Raw genomic sequence first — 24,282 nt, forward strand, 5'->3', positions numbered from 1 at the left:
ATGTCGCAGATGCCCCAGCAGGCCGCACTGTCGAAGTGCCCGAGCTGCGCGGAGCCCGTGGAGCCGGGTGACCACTTCTGCGGGGCGTGCGGGTACGACCTCTCCGTCGTACCGGCGCCGCCGCCGGACCAGCCGACGCTGACCATGACCGGCGCCGCCGAGGACGACACAGGCGCGGGGGACGGCGGTGACGGCGTGGCCTGGCCCACCCCCGAGCCGGCGGGCTCCGGCGCCCCGGACGCGGTGCATCTGCCGAGTGACCTGCCGGGCACGGACTCCGGTGACACGCCCCTGCACGAGCACGGCGGCGAGGAGGCGCGGCCCGGTTCCGGGGTGCGCTTCGACCGGCCCGCCGAACCCGAGGAGTACCCGTTGCAGGCGCCCGACCCGCGCGTGGCCGCCGAGGCCGCCGCGGAGGAGGAGCCGGAGCCCGCGCAGGTGTGCGTGGCCTGCCGGGCGGGCCGGGTGGACAGCGACGGCTACTGCGAGAACTGCGGGCACGCCCAGCCCCGCGAACGCGACCACGTGGAGCGGGAGTCGGGCCCGATCGCCGCCGTCAGCGACCGCGGCCTGCGCCACCACCGCAACGAGGACGCCTTCTCCGTCGGCCGCACCGCGCTGCCCGACGGCACCCCGGCCGGCGTCGCGATCGTCTGCGACGGCGTCTCCTCGGCCACCCGGCCCGACGACGCCTCGCTGGCCGCCGCCGAGACGGCCGGGGACCTGCTGCTGGCCGCCCTGCCGCGCGGCACGCATCCGCAGGCGGCCATGCACGAGGCGATCGTCGCGGCCGCGCAGGCCGTCGACGCGCTCGCCGAGGAGCCGGCCACGGCCCGCGAGCACGCCCCGCACCAGAACGCGCCGGCCTGCACGATCGTCGGCGCGGTGGTCACCCCCGGGCTGCTGGTGGTCGGCTGGGTCGGCGACAGCCGCGCCTACTGGGTGCCGGACGACCGCAGCGCGCCCCCGGCCCGGCTCACCGAGGACGACTCCTGGGCCGCGCAGATGGTCGCCGCGGGCCTGATGAGCGAGGCCGAGGCGTACGCCGACGAGCGCGCCCACGCGATCACCGGATGGCTCGGCGCGGACGCCTACGAGCTGGAGCCGCACACCGCGTCCTTCAAGCCGGACCGGCCCGGTGTCGTCATCGTGTGCACCGACGGCCTGTGGAACTACGCCGAGACGGCCGGGGAGATGGCCGAGGCCGTGCCCGCGGACGCGGCCGAACGCCCGCTGCACAGCGCCCGGGTGCTGGTCGGCCACGCCCTGGACGGCGGGGGCCACGACAACGTAACAGTGGCCGTCGTACCGTTCCCGGCACCGGCCCAGGGGGCAGGATCGGCCTGAGGCCACGGGCCTGGGGCCACGGGCCGGAGGGGACCGGCCCGTTCACAGCCATCGCCCTGCGTCAGCAGGGCGTTCAAGGGGGATTTGAGTACGTATGGCCAATTTCTCGAAGTCGAACGTGCCGCAGTTCTCCATGGACGTCTACCAGAACGAATACCTGCCGGAGGGCGGCCGCGAGGTCAACGCGATCGTCACCGTGACCGCGACCGGCGGCGGCACGGTCGGCAGCGCCGCGGCAGCGGCGTACCCGCACGGCCGCGGCCCGTCCGCCGCCGTGGCGCTCATGGTCGACTGCTCCGGCTCCATGGACTATCCGCCGACCAAGATGCGGGGCGCCCGCGACGCCACGGCCGCCGCGATCGACACGCTGCGCGACGGCACGCACTTCGCGGTGATCGGCGGCACGCATGTCGCACAGGAGGTCTATCCGGGCGGCGGGCGGCTCGCGGTGGCCGACCGCGCCACCCGCGAGCAGGCCAAGCAGGCGCTGCGCAGGCTGAGCGCGGGCGGCGGTACGGCGATCGGCAGCTGGCTGCGGCTGGCCGACCGGCTGCTGAACTCGGCGGACGTCACCATCCGGCACGGCATCCTGCTCACCGACGGCCGCAACGAACACGAGTCTCCCGAGGACCTGCGGGCGACCCTGGAGGCCTGCGCGGGGCGGTTCACCTGTGACGCGCGGGGCGTGGGCACCGACTGGGAAGTGAAAGAAGTCACAGGGATCGCCTCCGCGCTCCTCGGCGGCGCCGACATCGTCGCCGATCCGGCGCATCTGGCCGCCGACTTCACGCGGATGATGGAGACGGCGATGGGCAAGGAGGTCGCCGACGTCTGTCTGCGGGTGTGGACGCCGGTCGGCACGACCATCCGGTTCGTCAAGCAAGTCGCGCCCGCCGTCGAGGACTTGACCGCCCGCCGCACCGAGGCGGGGCCGCGCGCCGGGGACTATCCGACCGGCTCCTGGGGCGACGAGTCCCGCGACTACCACCTGTGTGTCGAGGTCCCGGCGGCAGGCCTCGGCCAGGAGATGCTCGCCGCCCGGGTCTCGCTGGTCGTGCCACAAGGGGACAGTTCGGTACAGAGCCTCGGGGCACAGGGCCTCGTCCGGGCGGTGTGGACCGACGACATGACGGCCTCCACCTCGATCAACCCCCAAGTCGCCCACTACACCGGGCAGGCCGAACTGGCACACGTCATTCAAAAGGGCCTCGATCTCCGCAAAGCGGGCGATTTCGATGGCGCAACGGCCAAACTGGGGCGTGCCGTTCAGCTCGCCAGCATCTCCGGAAACGCGGATACTGCGAAACTGCTTGCGAAGGTGGTGGACGTGGTCGACGCCGCGACAGGTACTGTGCGGTTGAAGACGAGGGTGGCCGAGGCCGACGAGATGACTCTGGAAACCCGGTCCACAAAGACTGTTCGTGTAAAGAAGTAGCCCTGGAAACGTAGGAGAAGGGGAAGCGCCGACATGCCGACCTGCCCGAACGGACACCAGTCGGGTTCCGACGACTGGTGCGAGGTCTGCGGTCACCGCATGGCCGGTGCCGTACCTCCGCCCCCGCCGCCCCCGCCCGCCGGCGGCTACGGCTTCCCGCCGCCGCAGGGCGGCCCGGCCGGCGGCCGGCCACCGGCCGCGGCGGCCCCGGAGCCCGAGCTGTGCCCGCAGTGCCGTACGCCCCGCGAGGGCGGCGCGCCCTTCTGCGAGGAGTGCCGGTGGAACTTCCTCACCAACACGGCCACCTCGTACACCCCGGCCGCCCCGCGCCCGCCCCAGCCCCGCTTCGACCCGCCGAGCGCGACGTACGGCGGCGGTGACGGGTACGAGTACCAGGGCTCGCGGCCCTCGCAGGTGAACCGGCCCGCCGAGCCGATCCCGTCGTTCGGCAGCGAGCCGTCGGGACCGACGCCGTTCGGCGGCGAGCGCACGCCGCCCGGCCCGCCGAGGACTCCCGGCCCGCCCGGCCCGCCCGCGTTCGGCGGCGCACAGCTTCCGGGCCAGAGCCAGGGGCCGGGCCAGGGCCAGGGTCCGGCCGGTCCTCCCGGGTTCGGTGCCGGTCCCGGTCAGGTGCCGGGTCAGCGTCCCGGCGGACAAGGCGGCCCGGCTGGTCCGTCCGGCTTCGGCGCCGGCCCGGGTCAGGGCCCGGGCGGTCCCGGAGGCCCCGGTGGCCTCGGGGGTGCGCCGTCGTTCGGCGGTGGTCCCTCCGTTCCCGGTGCCCCCACTCCTCCCGGCGGCCCCTCGGGCTTCGGCGCCGACCCCTCGCGTCCGGTGCCCCCGCCGCCCGGTCCGACCCCGCCCGCCGCTCCCGGCGGCGCCCCGCAGGCGTTCCAGCAGTCCGGTCCGCCCGCCCCGCCCGCGTTCCCGGGCGAGACCGCCCGGCCCCCGGCCGGCGGCCCGCCCGGCGGCGGCCCCTCCTTCGGCGGCGGTGAGGACGACTGGGTGCTCTCCCCGCCGTCGTCCGCCGGTCCGGCCGGACCGGGACACGGTTCGGCTCCCGGCGGCCCCGGCGGCGGTTACGGCTACCCGCAGCCCGGCTCCCAGCCGCCCGCGCCCGGCGCCGGTTTCCCGCCGGCCGCCGGTCCGGCGACCTGGACGGCGACCATCGGTCCGGACCGCGAGTACTTCATGGCGATGATGCAGCGCTCGGGCCCCGAGGCCGCGGGGCTCAACCTGCCCGCGTACTCGCCCGAGCAGCAGCGCACGCTCAGTGGCAACCAGGTCACCATCGGCCGCCGCCGGCACTCCACCGGCGACACCCCCGACATCGACCTCGCGGTGCCCCCGGAGGACCCGGGCGTCTCGCACCAGCACGCGGTGCTGGTGCAGCAGCCGGACGGCACCTGGGCGGTCGTCGACCAGAACTCGACGAACGGCACCACGGTCAACCTCTCCGAGGAGCCGATCCAGCCGTTCGTGCCGGTCCCGTTGCAGGACGGCGACCGGGTGCACGTGGGCGCCTGGACGACGATCACCGTCCGCCGCGGCTGAGCCGGGCCAGCCGGGGCCGTGTCACGGCAGGGGCCAGCCGTACGGCCCTCGCGGGTCGTCCAGCCACGCCCAGGTGCGCTCGGCGCCGACCGTGACGCCGTAGCGCTCGCGCCCGGGCATGCCCTCGCGCTCCCACAGCGCGCAGGCCTCCCGCGGCTCCAGCACGCACCGGGTCAGGGCGAGCAGGAAGCGGAACGTGTCCTGCTCGCGGACCCGGCCCGGCAGCCCGGCGAGCGACGACTCCCGCGACTGTGCCCGCCGCCCGCCGCGCAGCGGTACGAAGGAGACGGCCGACGGCAGGAAACGGCCCTCGGCGTGGGCGCGGTCCCGGACCGTGAGGGTCAGCAGCCCGGTGGCCAGCGGGGTCAGGACGCGGGCGCCGGGGCGGCACTGGGCGAGCCAGGCGCGCGGGACCGTGGGCAGCGCGCAGGTGGCGATGATCCGGTCGAAGGGGGCGCGTTCGGGCACGCCGCGCGCGCCGTCGCCGGTGGCCACGAACGGACGGTGCCCGGCCGCCGCCAGATGCCGGCGGGCCGATTCGGCGATCTCCGGTTCCAGGTCGATCGTGGTGACGAGGTCGTCGTCGCCGAGCCGGTGGGCCAGCAGGGCCGCGTTGTAGCCGGTGCCGGCGCCCACCTCCAGCACCCGGTTCCCGTCCGCGACGCGCAGCGCGGCCAGCATCCGGGCCATCAGGGAGGGCCGGCTGCTGGAGGAGACCAGTTCGCCGTCGCGCAGCCGGGTGGCGAGCGGGGCGTCCGCGTAGGCGCCGCGCAGCCACTCCTCGCGGGCTCGCGGGTCGGGGCTCTCGCCCCAGCGGCGCCGGTGACCGCCTCGTCCGGCGACGTAGTAGTACGGCACGAACAGATGCCGGGGCACGGCGGCGAACGCCTCCCGCCACACCGGGTCCTCGGCGAAGGCCCCGCCGGCGTCGATCTCCCGCACCAGCGCGGCCCGCGCGGCGGCGGCCGGAGCGGCGGTCTCGGTGTCGTACGCGCCCATGCGACCACAGTAGGTGCGCAGCCCCCCGGAGGTCCTAAGCCTTGAGTCCTGGGTCACCGGGTCTGAGACGATGTACGGGTGAATGAGATTCGGCGCGGCACGCTTCAGGAGCAGACCTTCTACGAGCAGGTCGGCGGGGAGGAGACCTTCCGTCGGCTCGTCCACCGTTTCTACGCGGGAGTCGCCGAGGACCCGCAGCTCCGGGCGATGTACCCGGAGGAGGACCTGGGCCCCGCCGAGGAGCGCCTCACGCTGTTCCTGATGCAGTACTGGGGCGGCCCCACGACGTACAGCGCGAACCGCGGCCACCCCCGGCTGCGCATGCGGCACGCGCCGTTCCAGGTGGACCGCGCGGCGCACGACGCGTGGCTGCGGCACATGCGGGTGGCCGTCGACGAGCTCGGGCTGTCCGAGGAGCACGAGCGGACGCTGTGGAACTACCTGACGTACGCCGCCCAGTCGATGGTCAACACCCCGGACTGAGCCCGCTGGTTCCGTGGGATCAGCGGACGCTGACGCCGAGCGGGCCGAGCCCGGCCCTGCGGACGGCGACGGAGCCGTACGGCGTACGCAGCCGCAGCCACGCCCCGGACGAGAACAGCCCGGTGTCGGCGGCCTCGGTGCCCGGCCGCAGGAAGCCCAGGGACTGGGCGGCGTGCACCGCCCGCACCGGGAGGCCGGCCGGGCCGATCTCCCGGGACCAGATGTCCCGCCCGATCCGGTCCAGCTCCGCGCGGGTACGCCCCTCGGGCCCCAACTCCTCGGTACGGGACCGGAATTCGCTGACCGCGGCGGCGACGGTCGCCCGCAGCGCGTCCGGGACGGGCAGCCCCGGCTCGGGCCGCCAGCCGCCGCGCGGCGGCAGCACCCCGGCCCACGGCGGACCGGTGACCGCGGCCGGTACGGCGGCGGTGGCCGCGCGCTCGTCCACGGACTCCAGCAGCTCACCGGCGGAGACGGTCACGTCGAGGGTGACCTCCAGCCCGTCCTCGTACGGCTTCGCCAGCCGCACCGCGCGCACGGCCAGCACCTCGAAGGACGGGGGGCGGCCGAAGACGGCGAGTGCCGTGCCGGCCGCCTGGAGGCGCACCGCGGCTCCACGGTCGTAGTGGAGCAGCCGGGAGAGGAAGGCGGCGAGGTCCGCCGCCTCCGTCTCGTCGGCGAGGTGCAGCACGTTCATGCCGCGACGGCCTCCCCGCCATCACCTGTCTCGTCCGTGTCGTCCGTGTACTTCTTCAGGAACTCGCGCTCCTGTGGGGTGATCCGGCGCGGAGCCTGGTTCTCGAAGTCGAACGGGACGATCACGGTCGAGGCCTGGACGTAGACCGCGTCCGCGTCCTTCACCTCGTAGGCGACGGTGAAGGACGCGGCCCGGATGTGCGTGACCCACAGCTCGATGTCCACCGGCGTGGGCCGGTGGACGAGCTGGCGGCGGTAGTCGATCTCATGGCGTGCCACCACCGACCCGTCCTTCGACTCGTCGCCCCGGCGGGACATGAAGTCGATGCGGGCCTCCTCCAGGTAGCGGAGGAAGACGGCGTTGTTGACATGGCCGTAGGCGTCCATGTCCGACCAGCGCAGCGGGCAGCGGTAGATGTGCCGCAAGATCGATCAGCCCCGGGTCAGCTTCTTGTAGGTGGCACGGTGCGGACGCGCGGCGTCCGGGCCGAGCCGCTCGACCTTGTTCTTCTCGTACGACTCGAAGTTGCCCTCGAACCAGAACCACTTGGACTCGCCCTCGTAGGCGAGGATGTGGGTGGCGACCCGGTCCAGGAACCACCGGTCGTGGGAGACGACCACGGCGCAGCCGGGGAACTCCAGCAGCGCGTTCTCCAGGGAGGACAGGGTCTCCACGTCGAGGTCGTTGGTGGGCTCGTCGAGGAGCAGCAGGTTGCCGCCCTGCTTCAGGGTCAGCGCCAGGTTGAGCCGGTTGCGCTCACCGCCGGAGAGGACACCGGTCGGCTTCTGCTGGTCCGGGCCCTTGAACCCGAAGGCCGACACATACGCGCGGCTCGGCATCTCGACCTGGCCGACGTTGATGTAGTCGAGTCCGTCGGACACGACCTCCCACAGCGTCTTCTTGGGGTCGAGGTTCTCGCGGCTCTGGTCGACGTACGAGATCTTGACGGTCTCGCCGACCTTGATGTCGCCGGAGTCCGGGGTCTCCAGGCCCTGGATCATCTTGAACAGCGTGGTCTTGCCGGCGCCGTTCGGGCCGATCACACCGACGATGCCGTTGCGCGGCAGGGTGAAGGAGAGCCCGTCGACGAGCACCTTCTCCCCGAAGGCCTTGTTGAGCTTGTCGACCTCGACCACGATGTTGCCGAGCCGCGGGCCCGGCGGGATCTGGATCTCCTCGAAGTCCAGCTTCCGCATCTTGTCGGCCTCGGCGGCCATCTCCTCGTAGCGCGCGAGACGGGCCTTGGACTTGGCCTGACGCCCCTTGGCGTTCGACCGCACCCAGTCCAGCTCTTCCTTGAGCCGCTTCTGGCGCTTGGCGTCCTTCTGGCCCTCGACCTTGAGGCGGGTGGCCTTGGTCTCCAGGTACTTGGAGTAGTTGCCCTCGTAGCCGTGCAGGCGGCCGCGGTCGACCTCGCAGATCCAGCCCGCGACGTTGTCGAGGAAGTACCGGTCGTGGGTGACGGCCACGACGGTGCCGTCGTACTTGGCGAGGTGCTGCTCCAGCCAGTTCACCGACTCGGCGTCGAGGTGGTTGGTGGGCTCGTCGAGGAGCAGCAGGTCGGGCTGCTCCAGCAGCAGCTTGCAGAGCGCGACGCGGCGCTTCTCACCACCGGAGAGGTTGGTGACGGGCCAGTCGCCCGGGGGGCACCCGAGGGCGTCCATGGCCTGCTCCAGCTGGGCGTCGAGGTCCCAGGCGTTGGCGTGGTCGAGCTCCTCCTGGAGCTTGCCCATCTCGTCCATGAGGGCGTCGGTGTACTCGACCGCCATCTGCTCGGCGATCTCGTTGAACCGGTCGAGCTTGCCCTTGATCTCGGCGACACCGTCCTGGACGTTCTCCAGGACGGTCTTCGCCTCGTCGAGCGGGGGCTCCTGGAGCAGGATGCCGACGCTGTAGCCCGGCGTCAGGAAGGCGTCGCCGTTGGAGGGCTGCTCCAGCCCTGCCATGATCTTCAGCACGGTCGACTTACCGGCACCGTTCGGACCGACGACGCCGATCTTCGCCCCCGGCAGGAAGTTCAGGGTGACATCGTCGAGGATCACCTTGTCGCCGTGCGCCTTACGCGCCTTGCGCATGGTGTAAATGAACTCAGCCAAGAGAAACCGTCCGGCAGCTTGAAATCTGGCAGTGGGCAGATACAACCCATCTTGCCTGACTGCCAGCCCTGGGTGTTAACCCGTTTGATCCGGGTGCTCTGACCTGGGGTTTCTACGGTGACGACGGTAGCTCGTCTGTCACTGTCGGTCGCTGCCGAGTGGCCTCGGGCACCCTCGCACGGCCCAGGGACGGCCCGGGAAGCAGAGTCCCCTCGCCGCTCCGGGGCTACCGCGCCGCTGTGACAGGCACAGCAGAGCGCCCCATCCTCTTCCTCGACGTCGACGGTCCGTTCATCCCGTTCGGGGCGCCGTACGACCGCTGATGGCAGGTCCCCCGGCATCGCCCGTCGTGGGGACCGCTTTGCGTACGACCGACCAGAGAGTGCGGCCGTTCAGGCTGGTGGCGACGAGACCGAACCGATCGGCGTCCGCCACCGCTTCCAAGACCTCCCGCCATAAATCGGCGGACAGGAGCTGAGTAGCGTGCTCAACCGTATCCGCCGTGCCGTCTCGCTCACCAGAGCGCGGTACGGCCCCAAGGGCAGGCACCGCCGCCCCTTAACTCCTTCCCGACCACTGGCAGCCCCGGCCTTGCCTGCGTCCGCTGGCGCGTCGGCAGTCGCCCTGGGCCGGGCTACCGACACCGCGAACCATCGCCACCCGCTCAGGGGTGAGGAAAACGCGCTCGTCCGCCCGTACGCGCTGGCTTGGGAAGGACGAGTACGGCCGCGCCCGATGGTCGTCGCTTCCCATCTGCCGGCTGAAGCCCGGTCGGCCCTGGCGAGGGTCCGCTGATGCCTTCCCGTCAAAACAGCCCCACATCGAGGACGTCTCGGCTGCCTCCCACCGGTCGACCGCTTGCCGGATCGGTACGCACCGCGCTTGCGCGGAGTCCTCCCCCGCCCCGGCACCCGTCGACCTGCCGGTTGTCCACGGGACGTGCGACTGCCCATGTCACTCGACGTACGACCAGTCCACGACCAGGGAGGTGCAGCGGTGAACGCTCCTGTCCCCGGCGGCGCACTGGTATCCAACGTCGAGGTCACCACGACTACTGTTCAGTGCGGCGACATCATCCAGGTCGGCGGCCGGGCATGCCGTGTGGGCAACCTCTTCCAACTGCCCAACGGCGCCAAGCGACTCCTCTTCGAGTCGGGCGAGCTGCTGACCATGCACACGCGAACCCGGCTCGCCGCCGTGCGGGTATTGAGAAGGCGGTGATCGGGTCCATGGCCGCTCGCCATCACGACATCGCCGATGACCTCCGGCACCAGATCACGACCGGTCGCATCAAGCCCGGCGAACGCCTCCCGTCAGAGTCCGGACTGTCCAGCCGATACAAGGTCAGTACGACGACGCTGCGGAGCGCTCTCGCGGTGCTTCAGAGCGAAGGTCTCGTCGAGAAGATCCACGGCAAGGGGAACTTCGTTCGCCGCCCCCTCCGCAAGATCACATACATCGGCGGATGGGGCACGCTGGACCCGCCTGGCGGACAACATCGAGGCGGTGCAACTCGGGATGGCAGCCGAAAGCCGCGATCACCTCCTGGCGGCGACCGAGCCTCATCGCTTCCGTCCCGGGGCTTCTCTCCCTGCTGCGTCGTTTGCTGGCCAGAGCGATACGCCGCGCGCACCTGAGCCATCAGCTTGGGAAGCTGAGGTGATCTAGGGATCGCTGCCTCGCTGACCTGCGGCGAAGGTTGCCTACGCCAAGTGGGCGGGTCCGTTGATTCCCCGATGTTCCCCGTGGCTCCCCGCACGATTTGGCACGCGACTGGCACGGCCTCTTCGTGGACCATGAGCGCTGTGGCGGCTGAGGTCTCCAGCCTGGTCGAGACAGTGGGTTCCAGCAGATGAGGGGCATGTCCAGGATCTGCTCGTACCCCCGATAACGATCAAGACGCCGATTCATACAGGCTGCGCGGAGGCCTGTGAAGGCTGACGTGGGCTTGTGCGTCAAGCGTGTTTTGTTCGCCTGGTTGAGGAGCGCTGTCCGCGACGCGCCCCTTCCGCGTCACTCGTCTGCGCTGTCGGGGGCGACGGCGAGCAGCAGTCCGCCGAGGCTGGACGTGACACCAGTGCGGCGCGCTGTCGGTCCGTAAGCCCGACCGTATGTCGGAAGCGCGGCGCCACATTGCTGCCGGAGGGAAAGGGTGCCCCCCATGTCACAGCACACTGCGAGGGGGCCGGAGGCCACCTGGGCGGCCAGGCTGGCGGGAGCTCTGCTGTGCCTCGCGGTGGGCGCCATCCATGTCAAAGATCAAGGCGGCGTCACGACGACGAGGGACCCCCACTACATCGGTGTGGCCTATCACGTCCTGGAGATCGCTGCCGTCGTAGCTGCCGCGCTGCTTCTCGTCGGTCTCGTCCGACCGGGGTGGCTGCTGGCGGCCGGGGTCGCCGTGGGCCCCCTGCTGGGATACATCCTCTCCAGGGGCCCGGGACTGCCCGACTACAGCGACGACATCGGCAACTGGACGGAACCGCTCGGGCTGGTCAGTCTGGCCGTTGAAGGAGCCCTCCTGCTGCTGTCGGTGCCGCTCTTCGCGCAATGCCTGCGTCGGAGAAACTACTAGCACTGCGCCGAGCGACCTTGGTCAAGGCGGAGCGCCGGCCGACAGGGACGGTGCCCCCGCGAGGCCGAAGCTTTGAGGTCTGTGCCCATCCTTATCAGGTCGATCACGGGAAGCTGACGACACCGGCCAACTCGCTTCCGGCCCTCGTTGGGCGTCCGCTGAGAACCGGGTCTGACCGCCGCTGTCCCTGCCTGTCGGTGTCAGGCGCCAGGGCCCCTCTTGACACATCGGCCCGTCGCATCCGTGCAGCTTGTTCGGCCTTTCCATCACACCCGACGACGAGCGTTCGTAAGATCATCCGGTCATCGTGAGGTGTTCGAGGCTGGGGGACCAGATGGGGACAGGCGAGCAGTTTGTGACGATAGGGGCCGTCCTCGTTGGCGCGCTGTCTACCCATGTCACCAACCACCTGATGGAGCGGAGTAAGAATCGCTACCAACTCATGACTCGGTGGGACGACAAGAAGGTCGAGGCGTATGCGGCGTACATGGACGCAGTGAAGTGGCGCATCGCCGCCTGCGTCCGGGTGTACGAGGCCAAAGAAGGGTTGGCCGAAGAGCACAGGTCTGAGGAGGAGCTTCGCGCGGACCTATTTCAAGCGAGCCGACGATGGGGGTCTGCCTTCGAGCGGGTCATGCTCCTCGGCTGTGACGATGCGATCGAGGCCGGCCATGAACTGAACGTACTGCTCTCCGAGATCACTTGGCAGGCTACAGAGAAGATCACCGGGACCCTCAGCGAATGGCGGGAACGGCATCGCGCCGCGTTCCGAGCGATCAACACCTTCCATGAAGCGGCCCGACAAGATCTGGGCATCCAGGGGAAAGTCACCGGGGAGAAGCACCCGGAGCGCGACCTCTTGCTCCCACCCTCACGCGAGGCAGCAGACTGATCTTCCTCAACCCACCACTCACCCCGGCTCCCTTCCCGTCCGCCGTCGACCCACACACCGTGGAGCGGGCGTGGTTCCTGGCGTCCAGGTGGAGCGCGCCACTGTACGAACGACCTGGACGCCACGGACCGCGTCTGCTCGGCTCTGCCTGGGTCGACGGTGGACGGGATGGGAGCACCCCGCGCACGCCACTACGGACCCGCAGTCGGGAACGGCGCTCCCTCCCATCCCGGTGCCGGCCGATCCCCCGCCGGAGGCACTGTCCTGACCGTGGCCGCGATGTGCGGTGATCGACTCATGGCCCCGGCCCTGTCCACGCGTGGGCGCGCGTCGGCGCAGCGCGGGCGGAGCGGGCCGGAGGCAGGAGCGGCGCCCGCGGCGGAGCCGGGAGCGCGCCCGGCGGAGCGGAGCGCAGCCGGGTGCCTTGACGCCGGGGAGAACATCAAGGCCCTGAGTCTCTGCCTCGGCCACAGCGACCCAGGGTTCACCCTCCGCGTCTACACGCACCTCATGCCGTCCAGCGAGACCCGAACCCGGAAAGCCATCTCCGCGATGTACCGGACCGCCGGTCACGCTCATGACGGCCCGGAGACAGCCGAGGCTGCCTGAGTTGGCCCCTCATCGGCGGGAAACCTGCCGATGAGGGTCTTTGTGTCCTGACTCGGCGAACCCGCAATTGCCGAGCCAGGCCAAGAATCAGGCTCCGGCGATGGTCCGGCCCGGCATCGGCTCCGCGAGCGCGGCCCGCCAGGCCGGCGCGCCGAAGGGGTCGGCGAAGTACTGCGTCTCGTGCACCACGTGCTGGTCAGCGAATTCCATGATGCTGACCGAGTACGAAGGCACACCGTCATAGGTGATGACGCATTCACTCACCCACAGATTCGCATGGCCGGTGATCCGCTGGACGGTGAAGTGACGGTCGGCCGGATGTCCGCCGCGTTGCGTCAAGATCGTCGCTCGGCCCCGGAACCGCTCACCTGACTGCGGGTAGTCCAGAATTGCGTCTGTGGCGTAGATGGCGTGCTCGGCTTCGGTGTTCCCGCGTTCCGAGGCCCGCCAGTGCTCCTCAATCGCGGCCCTGGTCCGGGAGTCAGCATCCATGGCACCGTCCTTCCGTAGCGGTGCCAGCCTAGGCACTCCGGGCCGCAGCCAGGCTGGGGCCAGGCGGACATGAGCTGCGAAGTCCTCCCTTTGGCTGGATTGGGAAGGGCGGCCGACTTCCCTGGCAACGGCGTCGAGTCACCGTCACTCGCCCGTCATGCGCGCCGATCTCGGTCTCGGAAGCGTCGCGGGCGAGCCACCCGCGATCGGCCCCTGAAGCACCCCTCCCCGACCGACGGCCCAGGGACGGCCCAGGCCGCCTGACACGGCCCCTCATTGGCGACGAAACCGCTGGTGAGGGGCCTTTTCATGCCCTCCCCTGGCAAGGAACACCCCATCTTGCCTGACTGCCAGCCCTGGGTGTTAACCCGTTTGGTCCGGGGCTCTGACCTGGGATTTTACCGGCATCTGCCGATGGCGTGGCCGGGCGGGGCCGTGAGCGGCTAGCGGTCGGCCATCCGGTCCACCGCGTCCTTGGCCTCCTTCAGGTCGGCGCCGGTCATCTCGCGGTACGCCTTGATGGCCGCGACCTGCTTGCCCTCGCGCACCAGCGCCTCGACCCGATCTCGCTGCGCGCGCTCCTCGTCCGATTCCTCCAGTCCCAGCCGGTCGGCGACCAGAGCGAGCCGGCGCTCGATGCGCACCAGCCGCTTGTCCATGCCGGAGAGACGGCTCTGGACGGCCGCGATGCCGGCGAAGAGGCCCAGTACGAGGAAGAGTTCCACTATGTCCATGACAGACGATCCTAGATCGATCCGGGAAGCGGAGGGCGGCCGGCGACACACGGGACATCAGGGCATTACATAACGTATCCGCCGCATAGCATTGTGTGAGTAAGGGGTCGACGTCTTCGGAGCGCAGAAGGCGGGAGAAATGATCGGGCGAAGAGACCTGCTCAAGGCCGGGTCCGTCGGTGGGGCGGCCGCGCTCTTTCCGGCACCCGATGGGGCGGTGGCGCTGTCGGACGAATCCGCGGGGGCCCGGAGCGTCAAGAACGGCGGCGGGATCCTGGCTCCCGCCCTGGACCCCACGACCATCCCGAAATACGTCACGGAGCTGGTGATCCCGCCGGTGATACCGCAGGCTCGCCGCCCGAAGGGGCACGGCACCGGCACGATCGACACGTACGTCATCGGCGTGCGGCAGTTCGCCCAGCAGGTCCTGCCACCCCCCCTGCCGCCCACCACCGTGTGGGGATACGGCTCGCTGGAGGACGAAAGGACGTTCCACTACCCCTCGTTCACCATCGAGGCCACGGCCCACCGGCCTGTCCGCGTCACGTGGGTGAACGATCTCGTCGACGGTACGGGCCGGTTCCGCCCGCACGTACTGGCGGTCGATCCCACCCTGCACTGGGCGAACCCGCCGGGCGGCAGAACCGGGCGTGATTCCCGGCCGGTGTTCGCCTCGACGCCGGGGGTGTACACCGGTCCCGTGCCGATCGTCACTCATCTGCACGGCGGCCATTCCACCGAGGAGAGCGACGGCCACACGCAGGCGTGGTATCTGCCCCACGCGAACAACATCCCGTCCGGATTCGCCGCCGTGGGTTCGTTCTACGACGAGTTCCGCGAGGAGTCCGCCCGTGCGCACGGTGTGGCATGGGAGCCGGGCACCGCGACCTTCCAGTACGCCAACGACCAGCGGGCGACGACTCTCTGGTTCCATGATCACGCGCTGGGGATGACCCGGCTCAACGTCTACTCCGGACTCGCCGGGTTCTATCTGCTGCGCGACGGCGAGTGCGACCTGCCCGAGGGGGTCCTGCCCGGACCGGCTCCCGCCGCCGGTGATCCACCGGGCACCCGGTACCACGAGATCCCTCTGGCCATCCAGGACCGTTCCTTCCACTCGGACGGCTCGCTGTTCTACCCCGCGAGCCGGGAATTCTTCGACGGGTTCGCGGGGCCGTACCTCCCCACCACGGACGTGTCCCCCAGCTGGAACCCCGAGTTCTTCGCCGACACCATGGTGGTCAACGGCCGTACCTGGCCGAAGCTCACGGTCGAACCCCGTCGCTACAGGCTGCGCTTCCTCAACGGATGCAATGCCCGGTTCCTGATCCTGAAGATCGCGGACAGTCCGGCCGCCCGTCCGGCGCGTTCGGCCGTGCCGTTCTGGCAGATCGGCAACGAGGGCGGGTTCCTGCCCGCACCGGTACGGCTGGAGCGGCTGCTGCTGGCCAACGCGGAGCGGGCCGACGTCGTCGTCGACTTCACCGGGATCCCGGAAGGCACCGAGCTGTACCTCGTCAACGAGGGAGCGGACCAGCCCTTCGGACGGGGTGAGCCGGGAGTGGACTTCCCCGTGGCGGATCCGGCCACGACCGGGCAGGTGCTGAAGTTCGTGGTCGGCCCGCTGGTGGGCAGGGAAAGGAGCGTCCCGCCGGAGCGGCTCAGGCTGCCCGGGCGCGGGCCGCTCGGCCGGGCGAGCGTCACCCGTCGGCTGTCGCTCAACGAAGTGACCTCCAGCAGCCCCCTGGTGCCGCCGGACTCACCGGTCCACACCCTGCTCGGCACGCTCGACGCCGCCGGCGGTCCGGTGCTGCTCGGCTGGGCCGACCCGGTCACGGAGAACCCGAGGCTGAACGCGACCGAGATCTGGGAGCTGCACAACTTCACCGGAGACGCCCACCCGATCCACATCCACCAGGTGGCGTTCGAGGTGGTGAACCGGCAGCCCTTCAACGGATCACCGGTTCCGCCGGAGAGCTGGGAGTGCGGCTCCAAGGACACCGTGATCGCGTATCCGGGAGAAGTCACCCGGGTGAAGGCCCGGTTCGACATTCCTGGTCGCTTCGTCTGGCACTGCCACCTCGCCGAACACGAGGACAACGAGATGATGCGGCCGTTCCGCGTCGGAGGCCCGGGGCGGTCGCGGTTGACGGGTCGACGGGTTGACGGGGGCAGTCGAGGTTGACGAGGCGTGCGGAGTGATCCGAAGCCGACCCGAAGCCATCGCGCCGACCGGCTGCCGCCCTCTCGGGCGGCGGTGGTCATGATCCGTCGGTCTGTTCCCGCTTGCGCAGGACGACCAGGACCGCGCCGCCGATGACGACCAGGCCGATGGCCGCGCCGGCGATCAGCGGCGTGATCGCCGAACCGCCCGTCGTGGCGAGGTTGGTGTCGGGGGCCGTGGTGCCGCCCACCGTGGCCGGGCGGGGGGCGTTGTGGGCCTTGGCCTGCTGGGTCGTGATCGCGCCCTGGGTCTTGCAGTCGAGGACGCCGCTGAAGCGGTGGCTGAAGCCGTTCGGGCCGGTGATCGTGAAGTCGTAGGCCTGGTCCTCCTGGAGCGGGACCGACACCGTGCGGGTGGTGCCCGCGGGGATGGTGTGCTCGGCGCCCATCAGCTCGAAGGTGAAGGGCTTGTCGCCGTTGTTGGACGCGATGATGTCCACGGCGCTCTTGGCACAGTTCTTGTGCGCCGACACCGCCGGTATGGCACCTTCGGCCGCCCACGTGGCACTCGCCGTCGCCGAGACCGTGGACTCGCTGGAACCGGCCAGGATCTGGGTCTGGCTACGGCTGTCGGAGGCGAAGGCGCGGCCCACCGGCACGGTGGTCGACGCCTGCACGGTCAGCTGGGCGGTGCCCTCCGTCGCGGCCTCGGGGACGTCGAAGTACAGCCGGCTGCCGTTCTTCGCGGTGGTGACCGCCTTGCCGGTCTTGTCGGTGATCCGCACCCCGCTGATGGCCGCGTCCGCCGGCGGGCCGACCGCGACACTGGCCGCGTTGGTGTGCACGGTCACCGGTCCCAGCGGAACGCCGGGCCGGCCGGAGACGGCGGGCGGGTCCAGGGTGAGCGAGGCCTGCGGCTCGGCGAGGGCGCGGGCGCTCCGGTCCAGGTAGTCGGCGAGCTTCTCGGCCTGCGGATCGACGGCGTCGACCTTCACGCCGTCGGAGTACCGCCAGATGGCCACCTGGGTGCCGGCCGCCGCGTCCTGCTCGGTGAGGTTGCCCGCACCCGCCTTGCGGGCGAGCGTGACCAAGTCGTTGACCTGGGGATAGGAGTGCTGGAGGATCCAGCGGACCTTGCCCGCGTTCTTGTTGGTGCCCAGCGAGGTGCTGCTCCAGGACGTCTCCTGGTACGGGGCGTCGCGCTGGGTCGGGGTGCGCAGGTCGACGCAGTACGTCTGCAGGGTGCCGCCGCCGTCGACGGACATCTCGAACAGGCCCGCCTGCACCCGCTGGTCGCCGCCGGTCTCGTGGACCACGGCCTCGCCGTACGTCTTGAGGCCGTTGATCGTGGCCGTCGCGCCGCCCTGGGCCTGTGGTGTCCCCTCGGCCACGGCCGTACCGGCACCGGACAGCACACCGGCCGCCACGATGCCGGACACCGTCGCGGCGGCGGCCAGGCGCTCCGCGAGGGCGGACCGGTGGAACCCAGAGAACGCAGCAAGCACAGAATTCCCCTTCGAGCAGGACCCGTTGGACGTGGGGGGAGGTCCCACCAGCAGAATCGGCGCCCCGGGGGGGCATGCCCGGCATCCTATGGATCACATGGGGCCTCTCCTGCCGGTCGGATGTTCCGATGGTCGATCCGATCCGTAATCGTTATCGCCGGGACCGTCCATGAGCTGGTCATATCGACAAATCCACCGGTTCGTACGGGGTGTTGGGCGTCCGGGCGGAGCCGGGCCGCGCGACCTGTTTCGGCCACTGACGTCATGTCACCATGGCTGGTTCCAGGTCCTGTTGACGCTGCTCCTGCCCGGTCCCGGCCTCGGTCCCGGCCGGGGAGTCCGCGGGGCGCGGTGTCTCCCAGTTCGGCTCCGGCCTCGTCACCGCCGACTGTGCCTCCGGTTTGGCCGCGCGCACGAAGGCCGCCGTACCGCGCGCGAGGTCGTGGCCGATCGTCACGGCGTCGATGTCGGCCGAGGCCCACTGCTGCTGCCCGTCGCGCACCTCCGTGCGCACCTTCAGCCGGCCCTGGACGACGACGGGCTGGCCCACCTCCACCGACGCGACCACGTTGACCGCGAGCTGGCGATTGGCCCACACCGTGAAGAAGTTGGTGTGCCCGTCCGTCCAGGCGCTCTTCTCCCGGTCCCAGTAGCGGGAGGTCACCGCCAGCCGGAACCGGACCGACGGACCCGACGCCGGCTCCCGGTACACCGGCTGGGTCGCCACGTTGCCCACCACGCAGACCACGGTCTCGTTCATGTCCTCGCTCCCCTCCCCCGCCCTGCCTCCTGCGGCCGGCGGGCAGCACGCCTACGGGCCCGTCCCGTACGGCTGTGTCTCGGCGACCGCGCTGTGAACCGCGCCCGCCGAGACCCCAGACTGCCGCCGCCGGGCCGGGCCCGCTGAACGCTGTGGAGGACCACCCCGCCTGTGGAAAACGCCGCCACCCACACGGGTGACCGCACCTCGCCGGACCTTGCCCCGCCGGACCACCGGACCGCCGGACCGCCGCCCCGTCCTCGCCCCCCCCTGTCGGCCTCCTCGCCCCCCACCGCCCCCCTTCGCTCACCCTCTGGCCCGTGCCACCCGCCCGTACTGCTCCCGTACCTCCCGGTACCGCAACAGCTCCGCCGCCACCGGATCGAGCACCCGGCCCCGCCCGCAGCTCGCGGCCGCCTCGCGCAATCGCCGTTCCGCGTCCTGGCCGTAGCGCCGTGCCGGGCCTCTCGCGGCCATCCGGCAGCCCCACTCCACCAGCGGCCCGCCGACGATCCCGCACACCATCAGCAGCACCGGAACCCCCAGGTTGGGCGCCATGACACCGGCGATCTGGCCCACCAGCCACAGGCCGCCCACGACCTGCAACAGCGTCATCGCCGCCTGCACCAGCACCGCCGCGGGCCACCATCCCGGCCGCGGCGGCCGCCCCGGCGGCAGACCGGCCCGCTCGGCGAGTTCGTCCAGTGCCTCGGACAGCCCCTCGGACCCGCGTACGGCCGCCTCGCGCACCGCCAGCGCCCAGGGCGCCGGCAGCCCGGCCGAGGCCCGGTCGGACACCGTACGGACCGCCTGTTCCACGCGCTGGCGGGCCGTCGCCTCCTCGTCGGGCTGGGCCCGCACGAGGTGGCGGCCGGTGGTGGACTCACCGCGATGCTGGTACCAGCGCCACAGCCGCAGCCAGGGCGTGCCGCAGGCCCGGTTGGCGTTGCGCAGCCAGGCTCGCTCGGCGGCCTCGCCCGCCGCGGTGGCGCCCACCGCGTCCGCGAGCCGCGCGGCGAACTCCTCGCGCGCGTCCTCGCTGAGGCCCGTCCGCTGCCCGGCGGCGTAGACGGGCCGCAGCCCGGACGCGGTGGCGTCGACGTCGGCCGCGACCCGGCGGGCCGCCGCGCCGCGCTCGGCCACGAACTGGCCGAGCGAATCGCGCAGTTCATCGACGCCGTCGCCGGTCAGCGCGGACAGGGCGAGTACGGTGGCGCCGGGTTCGCCGTGCTCGCCGAGCGCGATGCCGTCGTCGTCGAGCAGCCGCCGCAGGTCGTCCAGGACCTGGTCGGCGGCGTCCCCGGGCAGCCGGTCGACCTGGTTGAGGACGACGAACATGACCTCCGCGTGGCCGGCCATGGGCCGCAGATAGCGCTCGTGCAGCACGGCGTCGGCGTACTTCTCCGGGTCGACCACCCAGATCACCGCGTCGACCAGCCTCAGGATCCGGTCGACCTGCTTACGGTGCTCCGGGGCGGCGGAGTCGTGGTCGGGAAGGTCGACCAGGACCAGCCCGCGCAACTGCGCCTCGCCCTCCGGGGTGTGCAGCGGACGGCGGCGCAGCCGGCCCGGGATGCCCAGCCGGTCGATGAGGCTCGCGGCGCCGTCGCTCCAGCTGCACGCGATGGGCGCGGCCGTGGTCGGACGCCGTACCCCGGTCTCCGAGATGGCCACTCCGGCGAGCACGTTGAACAGCTGCGACTTGCCGCTGCCGGTCGCGCCCGCGATGGCGACGACGGTGTGCCGGCCGGACAGCTTCCGGCGGGCGGCCGCCTCCTCCAGGACCCGGCCCGCTTCGGCAAGGGTGCTGCTGTCCAGCCGGGTCCGGGAGAGCCCGACCAGCTCGCGCAGCGCGTCCAGGCGGGAGCGCAGCGTGCCGTCGTAGGCCAGCGGGGCGGGGATCTGGCCGCCCGAGCCACGGCCGCCGCCGTCCAGCACGGAGGCGCGTTCGGCGGCGAAGGCGGCGGCGGTGGCCTCCGTGAGCCGCCGGGCGATCAGCCCGTCGCCCCACGGCTCCCCGGACTCCCCCGGCTCCCCCGGCCCCGCCGACCCGGCTGTTTTCGCCGACTCGGCCGGCCGTACCGCCTCGGGACCGGCGCCTGCGGCGGGGTCGCGGGGGGAGGGCGCGGTGAGGGTGGCGGGGGCGGTGGGTGCGGTGGGGACACGGGGGTGCGGCGGCGGGAGCCGGCGCTGGTACGGCGGGGCGCCGGCCGGGCCGCCCCTCTCGTGCGCCTCGCCCCGTTCGTCCTCGCCCTCGTCGTCTTCGTAGGCATCGCGATCGACGTGACCTGCACGGCTGCCGTGACCGCTGTGATTGTTGTGATTGCTGTGACGGGTGTCCTCGTACGTGTCGGCGAAGTCCGCCACGCGCGCGTACGGCTCACGTACGGCGGTCTCGACCGCCGTGTCCGCACCTCCGGCGCCCTTGATGCCGTCGGTGTCGCCGACGCCGGCCCGGCCGTCCGCGGCCCTCTCGATCGGCTCCCCGCGCGCGTTGCCGTCGTGCTCCGTGCGTTCCGTACGCCCCGTGCGCCCCGTGCGCCCCATGTGGTCGGTGTGATCCGTGTGGTCCTGGTCAGTGACGGCGGTCACCGGTCACCTCTCCTTCAGCAGTGCGGACAGCGCGGCAATGAGTTCGGCCTGGGGTTCGGGATGGACGTCGAGGGCGTCGAGCGGGGCGAGGCGCCGTTCGCGTTCGCGCTGCATGACGCGGTCCACGCGCTCGCCCAGCAGCCGTCCGGCCCGGTCGCGCAGCCGCAGCGCGCCATGGGCGCCGAGCCGCTCGGCGAGCCCTTCGCCCGCGGTCCGCGCCCGGCGTCCGCCCAGCAGCGCGGTGGCGACCAGGGCGGCGACGGCCTCCGGATCGGGAGCGGCGCTGCGTTCCAGGTCGCGCGACTCCTCCTCCGCGTACTCCTCCAGCTCGCGCCGCCAGCGCCGTACGGCGAGGCCGATCCGGTGCTCGGTGCTCTCCACGGTGGAATCCCCGGCGGCGAGGGCGGGGTCGTCTCCGGCGGGCTCGCGCCGCCAGGCCTCGTCGACGCGCTCGTCGGCCGCGGTGACGGAGCACAGCAGCAGAGCCGCCAGGCTCTCCACGAGCGCGTCGAGGAGTTCCCCGGCGCCGCAGTCCAGCGGGAAGGCCCGCCAGCGCTTGAGGGCGTCCCCGGCGAGTACGGCGCCCGCCTGCAGCCGGTCGCGTACGCGCGCGTGCTCGCTGTCGTAGGCGGCCTCCACGGCGGAGGTGAGCCGGAGCGCGGCGGCGTACTGGGCGGCGGCCTCACCGGCCAGCTCGGGCATGCGGGACTTGAGCGAGTTCAGCAGGCCGGACGCGGTACGGGTCATGGCCTGCTCGCGAGCGGCGGGGTCCTGGGCGTGATGGACGAGCCAGCTCTTCAGCTGCGCGACGGCGGTGGCGGGCAGCAGGCCCGCGCCCCAGGCCGACTCGGGCAGTTCCGGCACGGTGAAGCGGGGTACGTCGCCGAGCCCGGCCTTGGCGAGCAGGGCGCCGTACTGCCGGGAGACCTCGGAGACGACCTGGTGGGGCACCCGGTCCAGGACCGTCACGAGGGTGGCGTCGTACTCCTTGGCGGTGCGCAGCAGGTGCCAGGGGACGGCGTCCGCGTAGCGGGCGGCCGTCGTGACCATGATCCAGATGTCGGCGGCGCACATCAGCTCGGCGGCGAGGACACGGTTGTCGGCGACCAGCGAGTCGATGTCGGGGGCGTCGAGGAGGGCGATTCCGGGCGGGAGCGTCTCGGTGGTCTCGACACGCAGCACGCGCGCGGGATCCTCGCCGGGGAGCAGGAGATCGTCCGCGGCCTCCTGCCGGGGCTCCCACACGCGCGCGAGATCGGGCAGCACACGCATGCGGCGGAACCAGTGCTGATCCTCCGGATGGCAGACGAGGACCGGTGTCCGGGTCGTCGGCCGCAGTACGCCCGCCTCGCTGACCCTGCGGCCGACGAGGGAGTTGACGAGCGTCGACTTGCCGGCACCGGTGGACCCGCCGACGACCGCCAGCAGCGGCGCCTCGGGTTCCCGCAGGCGAGGAAGGAGATAGTCGTCGAGCTGGGCGAGGAGTTCGTCGCGGTTGGCACGCGCGCGTGGGGCCCCGGCCAGGGGCAGCGGAAAGCGTGCGGCGGCGACACGGTCGCGCAGCGCGGAGAGTGTGTCGAGCAGCTGAGGCCGAACGTCCAAGGTCACCACATGCGAAGAATGCCCAATTTTAGGGGAATTCTGAAGCATATGGACATGTCTGCGTGCCGACGGAACAGAACCGGCAGAAGGGACGACTGGGACGCGGGCGCAGTCCAGGCATAACGAGTGCACAACACCCGGTGCGTCGGACGCCAAAAGCGATGCACGATTCGTACCTGCCTGCGATTATCAGGACCGCTTCACCGAACCTCCACATCGAGCCACGGAGGCGAAGCGACAGGGTCGAGGAACAGGGAGCTTTATCCTTGATCCCGCCACCAGGCCCCCGTAGCTCAGTGGATAGAGCAGGCGCCTTCTAAGCGCTTGGCCGCAGGTTCGAGTCCTGCCGGGGGCGCCCGTGCCCTGCCCTCCCTCGGGAGGGCCTTTTGCTGGCCAGAGGCGGGGTGGGCGGATGTGGAGATCGTCTCCGCTTGCCGGCGGACAGAGGGCGGGACGGATTCGGCCGGTTCCGGGTCGCCCGTTCCGTCCCGGGTGGCCTCCTCCAGGCGGTGCTCGACGCGGTCCAGCAGCGCTTCCCGGCCAACCCGAACGATCTCGTCCGTGCTCGTGGGGTGCCGGCCGTCGGGGTGTGCCGGAACGCCTCACCTGCCGCACGCGCCACACATGCCCCACGCGGGTGCCGCCCGGTCGTCGCCCCCTCCGCCGCACCCACCCTCGCCTCCCTTCGAAGAACCGGTCGGGGATTACAGTCGCGGCGGGGAAAGGAGAGTCGACATGCGACTTCGCTGTGCGGTGCTGGACGACTTCCAGGGGGTGGCTGCCGCGCTGGCCGACTGGTCGGTGGTCGAGGAGGAGGTCGAGGTCGTCGCGCTGCGCGGGCATCTCGCCGGCGAGGACGAGCTCGCCGCGGCACTCGCCGAGTACGACATCGTCGTCACCCTGCGCGAACGCGTCGCGTTTCCCGGGTCGTTGCTCGCCCGGCTGCCCCGGCTGAAGCTGATCGTGGCCTCCGGGATGCGCAACAGCGTCATCGACTACGCCGCCGCCGAGCAGTACGGCGTCACCGTGTGCGGCACGCAGAGTTCGGGCATCCCGCCGGCCGAGCTGACCTGGGCGCTGCTGCTCGGCCTCGCCCGCGGGATCGTCGAGGAGAACACCGCGCTGCGCACGGTCGGCCCCTGGCAGTCCACCGTCGGCGTCGACCTGCACGGCGCCCGGCTCGGGGTGCTCGGCCTCGGCAGGATCGGCGGCCGGGTGGCCCGGGTCGGGCTCGCCTTCGGCATGCGCGTCAGCGCGTGGAGTCCGCGCCTGACCAAGGAGCGGGCCGCGGAGCACGGAGTCGAACTGGCCGCGTCCAAGGAGGAGTTGCTCGCCGAGAGCGACTTCGTGTCCGTCCAGGTGCCCGGCGGTGACAGCACCCGCGGCCTCATCGGCGCCGCCGAACTGGCCCTGATGAAGCCGACCGCCTACCTGGTCAACACCGCCCGGGCCTCGGTCGTCGACCAGGACGCGCTGCTGGCCGCGCTGCACGAGGGACGGATCGCGGGCGCGGGTGTCGACGTCTTCGACGTCGAGCCGCTGCCGGCGGACCATCCGATGCGCACGGCGCCCCGGCTGCTCGCCACGCCCCACCTCGGCTATGTCTCGCGGGCCAACTACACGACGTACTACGGCCAGGCCGTGGAGAACATCCAGGCGTATCTGGCCGGCTCACCGGTACGCCGGCTGCCCTGAGGCCACGAGGGAACCGGACGATAAAAGGGTGATCCCCGGACGATCACCGTGACCA

General features: G+C 71.6%; 20 protein-coding genes, 1 tRNA gene and 1 pseudogene. 11 read left to right on the forward strand and 11 right to left on the reverse strand.

Annotation, left to right across the window (positions count from 1 at the left end):
* The 3 genes from ACZ4MF_RS17975 (at window position 1) to ACZ4MF_RS17985 (ending at window position 4,333) form a co-directional block, all read left to right on the forward strand.
* Window positions 1-1,347, forward strand: coding sequence for a PP2C family serine/threonine-protein phosphatase (locus tag ACZ4MF_RS17975; RefSeq protein WP_467492940.1), 1,347 nt, complete (start codon window positions 1-3; stop codon window positions 1,345-1,347).
* A gap of 94 nt (window positions 1,348-1,441) precedes the next feature.
* On the forward strand, window positions 1,442-2,782 hold the full coding sequence (locus tag ACZ4MF_RS17980) for a vWA domain-containing protein (RefSeq protein ID WP_467492941.1): 1,341 nt from the start codon (window positions 1,442-1,444) through the stop codon (window positions 2,780-2,782).
* Between the two features lie 33 nt (window positions 2,783-2,815).
* Window positions 2,816-4,333 (forward strand): FHA domain-containing protein, encoded by a 1,518-nt coding sequence (locus ACZ4MF_RS17985; RefSeq protein WP_467492942.1) that lies wholly within the window; start codon window positions 2,816-2,818, stop codon window positions 4,331-4,333.
* A gap of 21 nt (window positions 4,334-4,354) precedes the next feature.
* Here ACZ4MF_RS17985 and ACZ4MF_RS17990 read toward each other — a convergent pair whose 3' ends face one another.
* On the reverse strand, window positions 4,355-5,332 hold the full coding sequence (locus ACZ4MF_RS17990; RefSeq protein WP_467492943.1) for a methyltransferase domain-containing protein: 978 nt from the start codon (window positions 5,330-5,332) through the stop codon (window positions 4,355-4,357).
* A gap of 78 nt (window positions 5,333-5,410) precedes the next feature.
* Here ACZ4MF_RS17990 and ACZ4MF_RS17995 point away from each other — a divergent pair, with 78 nt between their 5' ends.
* Window positions 5,411-5,815, forward strand: coding sequence for a globin (locus ACZ4MF_RS17995; protein WP_467492944.1), 405 nt, complete (start codon window positions 5,411-5,413; stop codon window positions 5,813-5,815).
* Between the two features lie 19 nt (window positions 5,816-5,834).
* Here the strand turns inward: ACZ4MF_RS17995 and ACZ4MF_RS18000 are convergent, their stop codons facing one another.
* From ACZ4MF_RS18000 to ACZ4MF_RS18015, 4 genes are all read right to left on the reverse strand, one after another.
* Window positions 5,835-6,512: a DUF8185 domain-containing protein gene (locus ACZ4MF_RS18000; protein WP_356022928.1), complete on the reverse strand. Its 678-nt coding sequence runs from the start codon at window positions 6,510-6,512 to the stop codon at window positions 5,835-5,837.
* On the reverse strand, window positions 6,509-6,937 hold the full coding sequence (locus ACZ4MF_RS18005) for an acyl-CoA thioesterase (RefSeq protein WP_467492945.1): 429 nt from the start codon (window positions 6,935-6,937) through the stop codon (window positions 6,509-6,511). Before ACZ4MF_RS18005 ends, ACZ4MF_RS18000 begins: the two co-directional genes overlap by 4 nt.
* A gap of 6 nt (window positions 6,938-6,943) precedes the next feature.
* A complete protein-coding gene (gene ettA, locus ACZ4MF_RS18010) occupies window positions 6,944-8,608 on the reverse strand; it encodes an energy-dependent translational throttle protein EttA (RefSeq protein ID WP_356022932.1) in 1,665 nt (554 codons plus the stop codon).
* A 291-nt stretch (window positions 8,609-8,899) separates the two neighbouring features.
* A complete protein-coding gene (locus tag ACZ4MF_RS18015) occupies window positions 8,900-9,157 on the reverse strand; it encodes a hypothetical protein (RefSeq protein ID WP_467492947.1) in 258 nt (85 codons plus the stop codon).
* Between the two features lie 447 nt (window positions 9,158-9,604).
* Here ACZ4MF_RS18015 and ACZ4MF_RS18020 point away from each other — a divergent pair, with 447 nt between their 5' ends.
* The 4 genes and pseudogenes from ACZ4MF_RS18020 to ACZ4MF_RS18035 all read left to right on the forward strand — a co-directional run bounded on the left by ACZ4MF_RS18020 (window position 9,605) and on the right by ACZ4MF_RS18035 (window position 12,075).
* Window positions 9,605-9,829, forward strand: a complete 225-nt coding sequence (locus tag ACZ4MF_RS18020; protein ID WP_467492948.1) for a hypothetical protein — start codon at window positions 9,605-9,607, stop codon at window positions 9,827-9,829.
* An 8-nt stretch (window positions 9,830-9,837) separates the two neighbouring features.
* A pseudogene (locus ACZ4MF_RS18025) lies at window positions 9,838-10,092 on the forward strand (GntR family transcriptional regulator); the annotation flags it as partial.
* Window positions 10,093-10,769: 677 nt separating this feature from the next.
* The gene (locus tag ACZ4MF_RS18030; RefSeq protein ID WP_467492949.1) at window positions 10,770-11,183 is read left to right on the forward strand and encodes a hypothetical protein; all 414 of its coding nucleotides are present in this window, start codon (window positions 10,770-10,772) and stop codon (window positions 11,181-11,183) included.
* A gap of 334 nt (window positions 11,184-11,517) precedes the next feature.
* Window positions 11,518-12,075: a hypothetical protein gene (locus ACZ4MF_RS18035; RefSeq protein WP_467492950.1), complete on the forward strand. Its 558-nt coding sequence runs from the start codon at window positions 11,518-11,520 to the stop codon at window positions 12,073-12,075.
* A 696-nt stretch (window positions 12,076-12,771) separates the two neighbouring features.
* On the opposite strand, the gene ACZ4MF_RS18040 is transcribed toward ACZ4MF_RS18035, so the two are convergent.
* Together ACZ4MF_RS18040 and ACZ4MF_RS18045 are read right to left on the reverse strand one after the other, a co-directional pair.
* Window positions 12,772-13,176 (reverse strand): nuclear transport factor 2-like protein, encoded by a 405-nt coding sequence (locus ACZ4MF_RS18040; protein ID WP_467492951.1) that lies wholly within the window; start codon window positions 13,174-13,176, stop codon window positions 12,772-12,774.
* A 443-nt stretch (window positions 13,177-13,619) separates the two neighbouring features.
* Window positions 13,620-13,910, reverse strand: a complete 291-nt coding sequence (locus ACZ4MF_RS18045; protein ID WP_467492952.1) for a ribosomal protein L7/L12 — start codon at window positions 13,908-13,910, stop codon at window positions 13,620-13,622.
* Window positions 13,911-14,049: 139 nt separating this feature from the next.
* On the opposite strand from ACZ4MF_RS18045, the gene ACZ4MF_RS18050 reads away from it, so the two are divergent.
* Window positions 14,050-16,095, forward strand: coding sequence for a multicopper oxidase family protein (locus tag ACZ4MF_RS18050; protein WP_467492953.1), 2,046 nt, complete (start codon window positions 14,050-14,052; stop codon window positions 16,093-16,095).
* A 76-nt stretch (window positions 16,096-16,171) separates the two neighbouring features.
* Here ACZ4MF_RS18050 and ACZ4MF_RS18055 read toward each other — a convergent pair whose 3' ends face one another.
* The 4 genes from ACZ4MF_RS18055 to ACZ4MF_RS18070 form a co-directional block, all read right to left on the reverse strand.
* The gene (locus tag ACZ4MF_RS18055) at window positions 16,172-17,578 is read right to left on the reverse strand and encodes a Cys-Gln thioester bond-forming surface protein (protein WP_467492954.1); all 1,407 of its coding nucleotides are present in this window, start codon (window positions 17,576-17,578) and stop codon (window positions 16,172-16,174) included.
* A gap of 262 nt (window positions 17,579-17,840) precedes the next feature.
* On the reverse strand, window positions 17,841-18,338 hold the full coding sequence (locus tag ACZ4MF_RS18060) for a single-stranded DNA-binding protein (RefSeq protein ID WP_467492955.1): 498 nt from the start codon (window positions 18,336-18,338) through the stop codon (window positions 17,841-17,843).
* Window positions 18,339-18,644: 306 nt separating this feature from the next.
* The gene (locus tag ACZ4MF_RS18065; RefSeq protein ID WP_467492956.1) at window positions 18,645-20,930 is read right to left on the reverse strand and encodes a GTPase; all 2,286 of its coding nucleotides are present in this window, start codon (window positions 20,928-20,930) and stop codon (window positions 18,645-18,647) included.
* 3 nt (window positions 20,931-20,933) lie between these two features.
* Window positions 20,934-22,541: a dynamin family protein gene (locus tag ACZ4MF_RS18070; protein WP_467492957.1), complete on the reverse strand. Its 1,608-nt coding sequence runs from the start codon at window positions 22,539-22,541 to the stop codon at window positions 20,934-20,936.
* A 273-nt stretch (window positions 22,542-22,814) separates the two neighbouring features.
* On the opposite strand from ACZ4MF_RS18070, the gene ACZ4MF_RS18075 reads away from it, so the two are divergent.
* Window positions 22,815-22,887, forward strand: a tRNA-Arg gene (locus tag ACZ4MF_RS18075).
* A gap of 380 nt (window positions 22,888-23,267) precedes the next feature.
* Complete coding sequence (locus tag ACZ4MF_RS18080; RefSeq protein ID WP_467492958.1) at window positions 23,268-24,227, forward strand: D-2-hydroxyacid dehydrogenase family protein; 960 nt, start codon at window positions 23,268-23,270, stop codon at window positions 24,225-24,227.
* The last annotated feature ends 55 nt before the right edge of the window (window positions 24,228-24,282 follow it).

Source organism: Streptomyces sp. NPDC025793, assembly GCF_055558375.1.